The organism is Microvirga brassicacearum (assembly GCF_008757455.1).
Lineage (GTDB): Bacteria > Pseudomonadota > Alphaproteobacteria > Rhizobiales > Beijerinckiaceae > Microvirga > Microvirga brassicacearum.
The window spans coordinates 57285-70092 of sequence record NZ_VCMV01000003.1; the positions used below are offsets into that span (position 1 = coordinate 57285).

At 62.0% G+C, this 12808-nt stretch carries 13 protein-coding genes; 5 read left to right on the plus strand and 8 right to left on the minus strand.

Going from position 1 to position 12808, the window contains the following annotated elements; all coding sequences use genetic code 11:
• The first annotated feature begins 1 nt into the window (after position 1).
• From FEZ63_RS01855 to FEZ63_RS01870, 4 genes are all read left to right on the plus strand, one after another.
• On the plus strand, positions 2 to 1471 hold the full coding sequence (locus FEZ63_RS01855; protein ID WP_150941943.1) for an MmgE/PrpD family protein: 1470 nt from the start codon (positions 2 to 4) through the stop codon (positions 1469 to 1471).
• A gap of 73 nt (positions 1472 to 1544) precedes the next feature.
• Entirely contained in the window at positions 1545 to 2492 is a 948-nt protein-coding gene (locus tag FEZ63_RS01860; RefSeq protein WP_150941944.1) for a D-2-hydroxyacid dehydrogenase family protein, read from the plus strand.
• 86 nt (positions 2493 to 2578) lie between these two features.
• A complete protein-coding gene (eda, locus tag FEZ63_RS01865; protein WP_150941945.1) occupies positions 2579 to 3223 on the plus strand; it encodes a bifunctional 4-hydroxy-2-oxoglutarate aldolase/2-dehydro-3-deoxy-phosphogluconate aldolase in 645 nt (214 codons plus the stop codon).
• Between the two features lie 63 nt (positions 3224 to 3286).
• Positions 3287 to 4066 (plus strand): tellurite resistance TerB family protein, encoded by a 780-nt coding sequence (locus FEZ63_RS01870; RefSeq protein WP_150941946.1) that lies wholly within the window; start codon positions 3287 to 3289, stop codon positions 4064 to 4066.
• A gap of 52 nt (positions 4067 to 4118) precedes the next feature.
• Here the strand turns inward: FEZ63_RS01870 and FEZ63_RS25080 are convergent, their stop codons facing one another.
• Complete coding sequence (locus FEZ63_RS25080; RefSeq protein ID WP_150941947.1) at positions 4119 to 4373, minus strand: hypothetical protein; 255 nt, start codon at positions 4371 to 4373, stop codon at positions 4119 to 4121.
• Positions 4374 to 4903: 530 nt separating this feature from the next.
• Here FEZ63_RS25080 and FEZ63_RS01880 point away from each other — a divergent pair.
• Entirely contained in the window at positions 4904 to 6709 is a 1806-nt protein-coding gene (locus FEZ63_RS01880; RefSeq protein WP_150941948.1) for an IlvD/Edd family dehydratase, read from the plus strand.
• A 188-nt stretch (positions 6710 to 6897) separates the two neighbouring features.
• Here the strand turns inward: FEZ63_RS01880 and FEZ63_RS01885 are convergent, their stop codons facing one another.
• From FEZ63_RS01885 to FEZ63_RS01915, 7 genes are all read right to left on the minus strand, one after another.
• Positions 6898 to 7293, minus strand: a complete 396-nt coding sequence (locus tag FEZ63_RS01885) for a tetratricopeptide repeat protein (RefSeq protein ID WP_150941949.1) — start codon at positions 7291 to 7293, stop codon at positions 6898 to 6900.
• Between the two features lie 177 nt (positions 7294 to 7470).
• A complete protein-coding gene (locus FEZ63_RS01890; protein ID WP_244622617.1) occupies positions 7471 to 8445 on the minus strand; it encodes a 2-hydroxyacid dehydrogenase in 975 nt (324 codons plus the stop codon).
• 33 nt (positions 8446 to 8478) lie between these two features.
• Positions 8479 to 9399 carry a DMT family transporter gene (locus FEZ63_RS01895; RefSeq protein ID WP_150941950.1) on the minus strand — a complete coding sequence of 307 codons (921 nt, stop codon included), beginning with the start codon at positions 9397 to 9399 and terminating at the stop codon, positions 8479 to 8481.
• A 91-nt stretch (positions 9400 to 9490) separates the two neighbouring features.
• Positions 9491 to 10015, minus strand: coding sequence for a MarR family winged helix-turn-helix transcriptional regulator (locus FEZ63_RS01900; RefSeq protein ID WP_150941951.1), 525 nt, complete (start codon positions 10013 to 10015; stop codon positions 9491 to 9493).
• Between the two features lie 90 nt (positions 10016 to 10105).
• The gene (locus FEZ63_RS01905) at positions 10106 to 10960 is read right to left on the minus strand and encodes an ABC transporter permease (RefSeq protein ID WP_150942322.1); all 855 of its coding nucleotides are present in this window, start codon (positions 10958 to 10960) and stop codon (positions 10106 to 10108) included.
• Between the two features lie 2 nt (positions 10961 to 10962).
• Entirely contained in the window at positions 10963 to 11778 is an 816-nt protein-coding gene (locus FEZ63_RS01910) for an ABC transporter ATP-binding protein (protein ID WP_150941952.1), read from the minus strand.
• Between the two features lie 3 nt (positions 11779 to 11781).
• On the minus strand, positions 11782 to 12732 hold the full coding sequence (locus tag FEZ63_RS01915) for an ABC transporter substrate-binding protein (protein ID WP_150942323.1): 951 nt from the start codon (positions 12730 to 12732) through the stop codon (positions 11782 to 11784).
• Between the last annotated feature and the right edge of the window lie 76 nt (positions 12733 to 12808).

Here is a 12808-nt window from a genome sequence, read left to right on the forward strand (position 1 = left end):
GATGACCCTGTCATCGACGGCCGGCACCATCGTCCAGCTTTTGGCGGAAAAGATCTGCGCGTTCGACGCGCGCAGCCTCACGAAACGATCGATCGCGCAGGCGAGAACGTGCATACTTGATACGGTCGGCGTGACGCTCGCGGGAATTCCCGAACCGTGCACGCAGATCCTGCTGAAAACGCCAGGGATTGCGGCGGCCCCTGGCTCGTCGCTGATCTTCGGAAGCGCGCGTCGCACAAGCGCCCTCGATGCGACGCTGATCAATGGGACCGCTTCGCACGCGCTTGATTTCGACGACTTCAGCGGCGCGCTTGGCGGCCATCACTCGGTGCCGCTTGTGGCCATGCTGTTTGCTCTCGCCGAAGAAAGAGGGTCCACGGGCGAGGCGTTCATCTGTGCCTACGTGGTCGGGGTCGAAACCGAGATCAGGCTAGCGCGGGCGGTGAACTTTCACCATTACGACAAGGGTTGGCACCCCACTGCGACGCTCGGCACATTCGGCGCCGCTGCGGCGGCCGCCCGACTGCTCGATCTCGATCCGAGCAAGACCGCCATGGCGCTGTCGATCGCAGCGTCTCTGGCTAGCGGCATCAAGGCCAATTTCGGCACCATGACAAAGCCGCTGCATATCGGCCACAGCGCGCGCAACGGATTGCTCGCCGCATTGTTGGCCGAGGGCGGCTTCGAAGCAGCTGATGACGTGTTCGAGCACCATCAAGGTTTCCTGAATGTGTTCAACGGTCCCGGCACGTTCGATATCGAGAAGCTCTTCACGAACTGGGGCGAACCGTGGGAGATCGAGGCGACCTCCATCGGGCTCAAGCAGTTCCCCTGCTGCGGAAGCACGCATCCGGCGATCATGATGGCTCTTCAACTCCGACGTGAGGAGACGATCAACACCGAACAGATTGCACGCATCGAAATCCTGCCGCATGGCCGGCGCCTGCGCCACACCGATACGCCTCAGCCGCAGACGTCGCTCGATGCCAAGTTCAGCGTTCAATACGTGGTCGCGCGCGCGCTCAAGGACGGCGCCGTCCGGCTCAAGGATTTCGAGGGAGACGCCCATTTCGATCCGGTGATCCGGCGCCTTCTCGACCTGACCGAGGCGAAACCTCATCCCGACATGGCGGACGATGCAGAAGAGCAATGGGGCGCCGAAGTCATCGTGACGCTCACGGACGGCCGCCGCGTCTCTCGACGTGTCGACAATCTTGTCGGGCGTGGCGGCGACAATCCAATGACCACCGACGAATTGTGGGAGAAGTTCAGCGATTGCGCGTCCCGTTCGCTTCCGCGGGAACAGATTGCCCCGCTGTTCGAACGTCTCGAGACCCTTGAATCCGTCAGTTCGATCGCGCAGGTAACCCGATTGCTTGAGGTCAGCGTATTGCACGAGGCGCCGGCAAAAAAAGTCGTGTTCGCGCCGCGAGGCGAACAGGAAGCGCCTGAAACAACCTGGGTTCCTTAAGGCCGGTGCGGATCGACGAAAAGATCGCGTGCGAGGATGTAACCCCGCCGCCACAGCACCTGGAGGAATGGAAATGCGTCTCGCCGTGCTCGACGACTATCAGGCCGCCACGACACAGATTGTCGATTGGTCGCCACTCGGTGACGTGACGGTGGTTCCGTTCACGGATCACGTTCATGATGAGGACGGACTTGTCGCGCGCCTGAGCGATTTCGACGTCGTCATGCGAATTCGCGAACGCACCGAATTTCCCCGCTCTGTTCTTGAACGATTGCCGCGGCTGAAGCTCCTTCTCGCCACCGGCATGCGCAATGCCAGATCGATCGACATGGCGGCAGCGAAGGAACTCGGCATCACCGTGTGCGGGACCGAGGTGCACCCGCATACGACGGTGGAGCTTGTCTGGGGGATGATCCTTTCGCTTTTCCGGCGCATTCCACAGGAGGCTGGCTCCTTGCGCGCCGGCGGATGGCAGGTCGGTCTGGGAACCGGTCTTCAGGGCAAGAGGCTGGGAATCGTCGGTCTTGGTTCGATGGGAGTGCCGGTCTCTCGGGTCGGGCACGCGCTTGGCATGAAGGTCGCGGCGTGGAGCCCCAATCTCACACCAGAGCGGACCGCCGGACACCAGGTCGCATGCGTGTCGAAGGCGGATCTCTTCGCAGGGTCCGATGTGGTGACGCTCCACATGCCGGACACGGATGCAACCCAGGGGATCGTCGGCGCGACCGAGATCGCCGCCATGCGAAGCTCCGCCTATTTCATCAACACGTCGCGGCCGAACCTCGTCGATCAGAATGCGTTGATCGACGCATTGCTTCACGGCCGCATTGCCGGCGCCGGGGTCGATGTGTTCGATATTGAGCCGCTGCCGCAGAACCACCCGTACCGCTGGCTGCCGAACGTCCTCGCGACGCCGCATATAGGTTTCGTCACAAGCGAGAATTATCGCGTCTTTTTCGAGCAATCGCTGGAGAACGCTGCCGCGTACCTGCGAGGAGCGCCCATTCGGGTGATCGGGTAGAACGTCTCGTCCCCGCGTGCGCAAGTGGCATGAGCAAGTGCCAGAAAGGCTCTAGTCTCCCGAGATAAAATCGGTAGGATCCGGCCATGAACGCTCATACCGCCTCACTTCGCGCTTATGCGCGGCTTGCGCCTGTCATTCCTGTCGTCACGATCGAGGATGCCCGTCTGAGCATCGACCTCGCCCACACCCTTGTGGCGGCCGGGCTGCCTGTAATCGAAATCACGCTTCGGACCCCGGCGGCACTTGACGCGATCGCTGCCATCGCCAAAGCTGTGCCCGATGCGGTGGTGGCCGCCGGGACGGTGTTGCACAAGAGCCAGATCACTGAAGTCATCGACGCGGGGGCGAAGTTCATTGTGACGCCGGGCACGCCGGTGCAACTGGCCGAAGATCTTGCGGCTGCGTCGATTCCGGTGATGCCCGGGTGCTCGACAGTGTCGGAAGCCCTGACGCTTGCGGCGATGGGGTTCGAGATCCTCAAGTTCTTTCCGGCCGCGATATCCGGCGGCGCAGCTTGGCTGAAATCCGTCCATGGGCCGCTGCAGACAATTTCATTCTGTCCGACGGGCGGGATCGATCTGGCGAGCGCCCCATCCTATCTGACGCTCGCGAATGTTGTTTGCGTCGGCGGAACCTGGATCACGCCGATGGATGCGTTACGCGCGGCGGACTTTGTGCGGATCGGAAAGCTCGCCTCCGAAGCAGCGACCCTGCGCCCTCAAAGCTGAACCATTCGCCGTTCCTCTCGTTGTGTTCAGGAAGCCGCGCACGGGTCTGAACGGGAGGGCAGGATGGTCAATTATAAGAAACTTCTGGATGCGGTGCTGGGCTCGATCGGCCGGACCGATCCTTCCGGATCCATCGGCGATGCGGCAGCCGGCTTTGGCAAACAGGTCGATCAGGCGGTTGATCGCGTCAAGGGACAGTCTCCCGACCAGCTTCTCCAGAAGGCCAAGAACCTCGTCGCGCAGCACCCGGGCTTGACGCAGGCGGCTCTTGTGGGTCTCGCGGGCCTCATGTTCAAGAACCGCAAGGGCGGTTTGTCGAGCGGGCTTGTGAAGCTCGGCGGTCTCGCGGTGATTGGTGCGCTTGCTTACAAGGCGATCCAGAGCCGCACGGCGCCGGTGACAGCCGGTGGTGCGCCATCCCAAGGGTTGGACGCCGACGATTTCGAGGCCGCCGCCGGCACGCGTTTCCATCCGGTGTCGCAGACCGAGGATGATGCGCTTCTTCTCCTGCGCACAATGATCGCGGCCGCCTCGGCGGACGGCAAGATTGACGAACTGGAGCGCGCACGGATCGTCAAGGGAATGGCCGAGGCGGGAATCGATCCTCAGTCGAGTCAGTGGCTTGAGGACGAGATGGCATCCCCGGCCGATGTCGACACCCTTGCGGAACCGGTAAACGATCGCGAGACAGCCTCGCAGGTCTATGCGGCGGCGCGCATTACCATCGATCCGGACACGCTCCAGGAACGTGAATTCCTACGGCGGCTGGCGGAGGCGCTCGACCTCGACGAGCCTCTGCTGAGGGAGATCGATGCCGCGGTGGCGGCACTTCGAAAGCATTGACGACGCGCTCCGCCGATTGACCAGCAGAGCGAGGCGCTTCGTCGCGCACGAATTAACGGGCCTCGTCGCCGCCCATCGATTTGATCCTCTCGTAGAGGATGGTGGTCTGTCCCCCGTCGCGCTCATCGTATCGCTTTCCGAGCAGGAACCCAAGCTCGGGGGAGTAGAGGTCGGTGTCCTGATCGGTGACGCGCCCTTCCGCATTCATGAAGCGATTGCGAATGACCAGAACCTCATACGAACACGATCCGATCCGGATGTGCTCCTGCCCCGTGACGGTGAGCTCGAGGGAAACGGAAGCGCCCACCCTTTCCGGGTTGAGAGGGAGCGTAGGTCAGCGCCCGACGCGTTTTGACGGCGAGCGGGAAGATCGTGCGAAGGTCCGACAGCGGGATATTGATGCTTCGTGCGCTGTCGTCGAACCGGCTGACGGGAAAGAGGCCGCGAAAATAGATCACATCCTGCTTTTTCCCGCCCGGATAGACATTTGTCACGTGCACGAAATGGTCAGAAGCCGGTCGGACCTCCGCCTTGGTGCCTTTCCGTTCCAGCACGAAACCGGCCCTGGCTGCCCGTGCGTCGGGGCAATCGGCGGCAAGCGCGGGCTGCAGGATGCCGCAGCTGACAGATAGGAGAAGAGAAAAGCGGAGCATTCTGCGAGGCCGTTCATCAAAGTTTTTATCTAAGCGTTCATCATAATCGAACTGAATTACAAAAGCAACTTTATTGCCTTTGCGATCGGCACGCCTCTATCTTCCAGCAACACGGTTGATTTACGCGGCCTGAGCGAGTGAAATCGACAGGACTCCACGAGCGGCGAATTGAAAGGAACGACGAATGGCTGACAGGCTCCTCAAACGTACGCCAGATCAGCTTCGTTCCCGACTCTGGTTCGACAACCCGGACAATCCGGGCATGACGGCCCTCTACCTTGAGCGCTATCTGAATTACGGCCTCACCAGCAAGGAACTGCAGGGCAAGAAGCCGATCATCGGCATCGCTCAAACCGGCTCCGACCTTGCCCCTTGCAATCGTCACCATCTCGAACTGGCCAAGCGCGTTCGGGAGGGAATTACGGCTGCGGGTGGTGTGGCGTTCGAGTTCCCGTGCCATCCGATCCAGGAAACCGGAAAGCGGCCGACGGCAGCGCTCGACCGGAACCTCGCCTATCTGTCTCTGGTGGAGGTCCTCTACGGTTATCCGCTCGATGGCGTGGTCCTTCTGACCGGTTGCGACAAGACCATGCCGGCGTGTCTGATGGCCGCCGCGACCGTGAACATTCCGGCGATCTCCCTCAATGTCGGGCCGATGCTGAACGGATGGCATCACGGGGAACGCACGGGCTCGGGCACAGTCGTCTGGAAAGCGCGCGAGCGGCACGCGGCGGGCGATATCGACTATCAGCAATTCATCGATATCGTCGGATCCTCCGCCCCGTCCGTCGGGCATTGCAATACCATGGGCACCGCATCGACCATGAACGCGCTGGCGGAGGCGCTCGGGATGGCTTTGACGGGTTCCGCGGCCATTCCAGCGCCTTACCGCGAACGTGGACAGATGGCCTATGAGACAGGCAAGCGCATCGTCGATATGGTGTGGGAGGACCTGAAGCCCTCCGACCTTCTCACGCGGGAGGCCTTCGAGAACGCCATCGTGGTGAATGCGGCCATCGGCGGATCGACCAACGCACCGGTCCACATCAATGCCATCGCCAAGCATGTCGGCGTCGAACTGGATTGCGACGATTGGGAGCGGATCGGTTTCGAGATCCCGCTGCTTGTGAATATGCAGCCAGCCGGTGCCTATCTCGGCGAGGAATATTTCAGGGCGGGTGGTCTGCCGGCCGTGCTTGCCGAACTGATTGGCGCCGGCAAGATCCACGAAGATGCGTTGACCTGCACGGGCCGCACGATCGGCGAGGATTGCCGCGGCAAGTTCACGTGGGATCACGATGTGATTCGATCCTACGACAACCCGTTGAAGGAGAAAGCCGGCTTCCTGAATCTGAAGGGCACGCTGTTCGATTCCGCGATCATGAAGACAAGTGTGATCAGCCCGGAATTTCAGGAGCGCTATCTCAACAACCCGAAAGATCCCAATGCTTTCGAGGGTCGCGTCGTGGTGTTCGATGGGCCCGAGGATTACCACCACCGCATCGACGACCCGTCCCTTGAGATCGACGACCAGACGGTCCTGATCATGCGCGGAGCAGGACCCATCGGCTATCCGGGCGCGGCGGAGGTCGTCAACATGCAGCCCCCAGCCGCCCTGATCCGCAAGGGCGTGCTCTCGCTTCCCTGCATCGGCGACGGACGGCAATCCGGCACCTCGGCAACGCCCTCTATTCTCAACGCATCGCCGGAGGCCGCTCTCGGTGGAGGTCTCGCCCTGTTGCAGACAGGCGACCGCATCCGCGTCGATCTCAATAAGCGGCGAGCCGATATCCTGCTGCCCGAAGAGGAATTGCAGCGCAGGCGCGAGGAGCTCAAGGCGAAGGGCGGATATCCCTATCCGGCAAGCCAGACTCCCTGGCAGGAGATCCAGCGCAGCATGGTCGATCAGCTTTCCGAAGGCATGGTTTTGAAGCCGGCGGTCAAATACCAGAAAGTCGCGCAAGGCTCCATGCCCCGCGACAACCATTAGAGTCGGATTCAGTTTCTTCGAATCTGATCCGGCTCTATCTCTTTGTTTTGGCGCATGATCTTTCGGCGAACCGATATCCACTTCGCCGGATCAGGCGCTAGAGGACGTGAACGGACAGGCCCCGTTGCGACATGGCGTGGATCTTGAGATCGGCGGCTCTCGCCGCCTGATCGGAATATGGAATCCGATCAGGACGAATGTGCAAAGAAATGGAATCGGGATTTTTTTGTGAGGCGCTCGCGGGCGGCTTCCGCGCGGCCGATCCAGATCGTGGCTTCCTCGTCACGCCAGTTCAAACGCAAGGCTGTCCGAAAATCGGCTAGCGCCTTGTGATAATGACCGAGTTCAAAAAACGCGATACCGCGCTCCAGATAGAACGGAAAGAGATCAGGCGAGGCGGCAATCATTGGCTGGACACCGGAGACAGCGCGGTCAGCGCTCCGTCCCGGGAAGATGCGTGACAGGATTTGCGAGACAATAGAAAGGGTTGGACGTTGAGCCGGTCCACCAGCACCCAGTGGCGCAAAGCCGGGCTCCCGGCTGCCGCGCCGGCGGATGTCGCTCTGGGAGAGGGTTTGCGGCATGAATGTCATACGTCATTTGACATCGAGCGCCCTGTTGCCGAAATCGGAATACCGCAAGACTTGTCGAAATTGCGCAGGAATAGCGCAACCGCCCAGCTTACAGAGAAGTCCCTGGCGCCGTACCAGTCAGTCGGCGCGACATTGAGTTCGACCTCGCAGGCCCAAACTCCCGCTCCTTCAGGTTTCCCCGGCGGGGCGCCACGGTGTTTCCGCGACGGGTGAGAGCGGGCCTTTGCCGTCGAACCATGCGATGAGGTTGTCGACCAGAAGCTGCCCCATCGCCTTGCGCGTGTGAACCGACGCGGAGGCGATGTGTGGCAGGAGCACCGCGTTGTCGAGTTCGATAAGCTCCTGTGGAACCCGGGGTTCGTCCTCGAAGACGTCGAGGCCGGCGGCGAGAATCGTCCCGTTCCGCAGAGCCTCGATCAGCGCCTGCTCGTCGACCACGCTGCCGCGGGCCACATTGATCAATACGCCATCGGGTCCCAATGCTTTCATGACGGCCGCATCGATCAGGTGCTTCGTTCCGGCGCCGCCGGGAGTGATGGCGATCAGGACGTCGGATGCCTCCGCCAAGCCGATAAGCGTCGGGTAATAGGGGTAGGCGACGTCATGCTGCCGGCTTCGCCCATGATAGGCGATATCCACGCCGAAGCCTTCGAGACGTTTGGCGATCGCCTTGCCGATGCGTCCGAGACCGACGATGCCGATACGCCTTCCGCGCAAAGTCGGGGAAAGCGGGAAAGGGGCCGCAGGCCAACGGCCTTCCCGGAGATACCGATCCGCCTGCGGGATTTGGCGCAACGTCGCAATGAGAAGCCCGAGGGTGAGGTCCGCGACCTCGTCGTTCAGCACGCCGGGCGTGTTGGTTACGACGATGCCGCGGCGTGCCGCATCGGTGACGTCGACATTGTCGTAGCCCACGCCGTATGTGGCGATGATCTCCATATTCGGCAGGCGATCGAGCAGCGCCGCTCCGGTTCCACCATGGCTCGCACCGGTCGCAAGGCCGCGGATGCGCGGGCCGATTTCACGAAGGTAGGCGTCCGGATCTTTAGCCTCCCACAGGCGATGCAGCGTGAAATGGGCGTCGAGCGCGTCCGCGATGCTCGGCAGCATCGGCTTCGTCATGAGGATGTCAGTCATGGAAATTCGTACCTGTTCGTTATCCTACGCACCGCCTGTTCACGCGACGCGCTTCGGTTCCTGCCGTGCGACTTGTCCACGATAGAGCAGATAAAGACCGGATGCGATCACCACCGCGGCGCCGATGAAGGTCAAGGTGTCCGGCCAGTCGCCGAACAGGACATAGCCGAGGGCGAGCATCCAGATAATCTGCGAATACATGAATGGCGACAGAGTGGCGGCGGGAACGCGCGCATGCGCGATTACCAGGAGCCAGTGGCCCAGCGCCGCGAACGTCCCCATCAGGAGGAGCAGAGCCACAGTCGTCAGCGACGGAGTCTCGGTCCAGATCCAGGGCAGGATCGCCGTCATCCCGACAAGGCCCACGAGGCCCGAATAGAAGGTGGTGGTTGCGGATGAATCGTGCCCGGCCAGGAGGCGCGTGATGATGCCGAAGAACGAGTAGCCGATGGTGCCCGCCAGCGTCAGCAGGGCTGCCGGGTGCATGATGCCGAGACCCGGGCGGGTGATGATCAGAACGCCCACGAGACCGATCCCGATGGCAATCAGCCGTCGCGGCCCCACCCACTCACCGAGCATCGGGCCGGCGAGCAGCGCCACGATCAGAGGCGTGGCGAATTGAATCGACATGTTCTCGACGAGCTGAAGGTATTTCAGCGCGGTGAACGAACAGATCGTGGTGAAGAGCATGAGGGCGGAACGGACGAGTTGCAGCCCCGGACGTTGGGTGCGCATGACGCCGGACTGCGTCCACGGGTTGATGATCAGAAACGTGAGAGACACGCTGACCACATAGCGCGCCCAGACGGCGACGAGCGGGTCGACGGATTGGCTTACATATTTGGCTGTGGCGTCAAGGCAGGAGAAGCAGGCGACCGCCAGGAACATCAATCCGATGCCGATGGCGCGCTCGCGCTGAGGGTTGGATGCGATCGCAATGGTGGGTTCGGAGAGAGCCATGCACCGACGTTACAAGGCCACCGGGCGGAAGACGACCGCCGATCGCGCACAGCCCTCGTGCGTGAGAGGCAGGGGTCGCCTCACGCGAGGATCAGGCGCTTGCCGCCAGAGGCTCTTCGAGCGCGCTTGCTTCTTCGAGATCGTCATCGGCAAAGCCCGATTGATCGGCGCCGGTCAGGCCGGCCAGGTTCTTGGCGGCCTTCCGCAGCAATTTCCGGAGCCGCTTGCGGTCCTTGTTGTCGAAGTCGGCGAGCAATTCGGCCTCGACCTCGTCCCAAAGCGCATTGATGGCCTCCGCCTTGCGCTTCCCTTCTTTGGTCAGCTTCACGCGCACGATCCGGGCATCGCCGGGTTCGGTGTGCCGCTCGACCAGTTTGAGCGTGGAGAGGCGGGAGATTGTCTTCGAGGCGGTGGGAGGGCGAACGCGGAGCATCGTCGCAAGGTCGCCCATCGTCATGGGGCCGGAAGTCGCCAGTGCTTGCAGCACCTGCTCCTGGCCGGCGAACAGACCGAGATCAGACAGCTTGTCGCCGGTGCGGCTGCGATGGAGGCGGGCCGCCTGAACCAGCGCCCAACCGACGCTCTTGGTGCCCGGGTGCCTGATCTCGTTGTCCATCGCGTCCCCACCTTTGCTATTCTTCGTGCAGACACCATCAGCACGGACTCATGACGGTTCGATGACAGAGCGACATAAACTGGTCGGCAGTTACCTCTCGCGGCCGGATTCGCTTTCGTGCCAGCGCCTCAATGCCAGATGCGAGATAGCGGCCATGACCAGGAACAATATAACGCCGACGATGGCCAGCAGGACCAGCGCCGCAAACAGACGCGGGATGTTGAGGCGATATTGGCTCTCGATCATGCGATAGGCGAGTCCCGACCCGGCGCCGGCAGAACCCGCCGCCATTTCAGCCACGACCGCGCCGATCAACGAAAGGCCGGTAGCGATCCTGAGACCTGCCATGAAAGCGGGCAGCGCCGCCGGACGGCGCAGAATCCAGAGTGCCCGCGCGCGGGAGCGCAGCTGGGCGAAAGCGCCGGGCGCGGGAGTGGTTCCATAGAGCTCGAAGAGTCCGAGCAAGTTCCGGTCGACGGATTGCAACCCCAGCATCGTGTTCGACAAGACAGGAAAAAACGCGACGATCCAGGCGCAGGCGAGCACTGCCACATCCTGCGGCAGGTAGATCAGCAACAGAGGCGCAATGGCGATCACCGGCGTAACCTGCAGGACGACCGCAAGCGGATAGAGCGAGTACTCGACCACGCGCGACAGGCTGAAAAGGATCGCGAGCGCAACCCCTCCGATGACCGCGAGGCAGAGGCCGAGGATCGTGGTCTCCAATGTGACGAGCAAGGAGGCCCAAAGGAGCGGCCAATCCGCCATCATGGTTCGGGCGACCAGGACCGGTGCCGGGAGAATGTAGGGCGGCACGGCTGCTATCTGCACATAGGCTTCCCAGCCCGCGATAGCGAGCAACAGGATGCCGAGCGGCATGGCAATCCGAAGCACCGTCTGGCCACGCGAGCGCGACGACGCGAGCTTGCTCGGCTGCGCGCTCATCATCACAACGGTTCCATTGCGTCGCTGCCCGCCAGAAGGCGGGAGACGTCGCGGCACAATTGAGCATAGAGCGCGCTGGTGCGAAAATTGACGTCCCGGTCGCCGGTCTCCTCGATCCTGACTTCCGCGACGATGCAGCCGGGGCGTGCGGACATGACGGCGATCCGGTCGGACAAATAGACGCTTTCGAACACCGAATGGGTGACGAACACCACCGTGCAACCGAGCTGCCGCCGAAGTTTCTGCAGGTCGTCGTTGAGGCGGAAGCGCGTCAGTTCGTCGAGCGCCGCGAAGGGTTCGTCCATGAGAAGCAGTCTGGGTCGCAGGGTCAGCGCACGCGCGATCGAGACGCGCATTTTCATCCCGCCGGAGAGCTCATGCGGATAGGCGCGCGCGAAGTCGGACATGCCGACGAGGGCGAGGCTTTCGGCAATGCGATCCCGGGCGTCGCGTTTAGTCAGCCCGCGAAGCCGCAACGGCAGCCACACATTTTCGGCGACGGTGGCCCAGGGCATGAGCGTCGGCTCCTGAAACACGAAGCCGATCTGGCTGCGGTGATCGGCATCCGTTGAATCCGCCCATGTGACCCGGCCCGCCGTGGGCTCGATCAATCCCGCGATGATGCGCAGGGCTGTCGACTTGCCGCATCCGGAAGGCCCGAGCAGGGACAGGAATTCACCGCTGGCTATTCCGATCGACACGTTCGCAAGCGCCGTCACGCCATTGGCGAAAGTCTTGCCGACGCTGTCGAGCGCCACGAGGATGGGAGAGGGCGTGAAGGGTGTCACGATCTGCAACCCCGCATGAGACGCCGCCATCCGCTATTTTTTGAGGTTGAGCCCAACGCCCTTGTTCACGAACCGGAGCGTATAGGCCTTGCGATAATCGAGATCCGTCTTGAACAACCCCGACTTCACCATCTTGTCGAAGAAGTCCTTCATGCGAGCATCCGTCATGGCGCCGATGCCAAGCGTTGCGGCGTCGCCGGAATCGACGATGCCGTATTGCTTCATCTTGACCACCGAATAAGCGAGCAACTCGTCGGTCATCTCAGGATTATCGCGTTTGATCAACACGTTGGCCGCGGCATTGTCGCCATAGAGATAATTGTGCCAGCCGACGGTCGATGCATCGACGAAGCGCTGCACAAGATCGGGCGTCTTCTCGACGACGTCGCGACGCGTCTCGACCGTGGTGGAATAAGTGCTGAATCCGTAATCCGCGAGAAGGAACACATTCGGCTTGAAGCCCGCGGCTTTCTCGATCGTCAGAGGCTCCGCGGTCACGTATCCCTGCTGAACGGACTTCTTGTTGGCGATGAACGGCGCCGGGTTGAACCCGAACGGTTTCACCTGCTCGTCGCGAAACCCGTACTCAGCCTTCATCCACTGGAAGAAGGTCGCCACGCCATCTTTCGACAGCAGAATGTCGTTGGATTTCTTGAGATCCTCGAAACGATCCAGTCCCTGGCCCGGATGGCTCATCAGGATCTGCGGTTCTTTCTGGAAATGGGCTGCCACGACGATCGTCGGAATGTCCTTTTCAACCGCCGAGAACGCCTGAATCATGCTGCCGCCCATATAGAAGTCGAGCTTTCCGACCGTCATCAGCATGCGGTTGGCGGCTCGCGGCCCCCCTGGGACGATGGTGACCTTGAGCCCGTATTTCTCGAACGTCCCGTCGGCGACGGCCTGGTAGTAGCCGCCGTGTTCGGCCTGCGCGATCCAATTGGTGCCGAACGTGACCTCCGTCAGAGGCGCGGCTGAAGCCATGCCTCCGATGCCGGTGCCAATGCCGGCCAGCAGCCAGATCAGACGTGCGTATCGCTTCATCGGCAGGTCCTCCGTC

Excerpts from the sequence above, each read along its gene's own strand:
- FEZ63_RS01885 (WP_150941949.1), bottom strand. The coding sequence starts at position 7,293 with ATGCCGCAAACCCTCTCCCAGAGCGACATCCGCCGGCGCGGCAGCCGG.
- FEZ63_RS01905 (WP_150942322.1), bottom strand. The coding sequence starts at position 10,960 with ATGAGCGCGCAGCCGAGCAAGCTCGCGTCGTCGCGCTCGCGTGGCCAG.
- FEZ63_RS01895 (WP_150941950.1), bottom strand. The coding sequence starts at position 9,399 with ATGGCTCTCTCCGAACCCACCATTGCGATCGCATCCAACCCTCAGCGC.
- FEZ63_RS01880 (WP_150941948.1), top strand. The coding sequence starts at position 4,904 with ATGGCTGACAGGCTCCTCAAACGTACGCCAGATCAGCTTCGTTCCCGA.
- FEZ63_RS01855 (WP_150941943.1), top strand. The coding sequence starts at position 2 with ATGACCCTGTCATCGACGGCCGGCACCATCGTCCAGCTTTTGGCGGAA.
- FEZ63_RS01910 (WP_150941952.1), bottom strand. The coding sequence starts at position 11,778 with ATGGCGGCGTCTCATGCGGGGTTGCAGATCGTGACACCCTTCACGCCC.
- FEZ63_RS01870 (WP_150941946.1), top strand. The coding sequence starts at position 3,287 with ATGGTCAATTATAAGAAACTTCTGGATGCGGTGCTGGGCTCGATCGGC.
- eda (WP_150941945.1), top strand. The coding sequence starts at position 2,579 with ATGAACGCTCATACCGCCTCACTTCGCGCTTATGCGCGGCTTGCGCCT.
- FEZ63_RS01915 (WP_150942323.1), bottom strand. The coding sequence starts at position 12,732 with ATGGCTTCAGCCGCGCCTCTGACGGAGGTCACGTTCGGCACCAATTGG.
- FEZ63_RS01860 (WP_150941944.1), top strand. The coding sequence starts at position 1,545 with ATGCGTCTCGCCGTGCTCGACGACTATCAGGCCGCCACGACACAGATT.
- FEZ63_RS01900 (WP_150941951.1), bottom strand. The coding sequence starts at position 10,015 with ATGGACAACGAGATCAGGCACCCGGGCACCAAGAGCGTCGGTTGGGCG.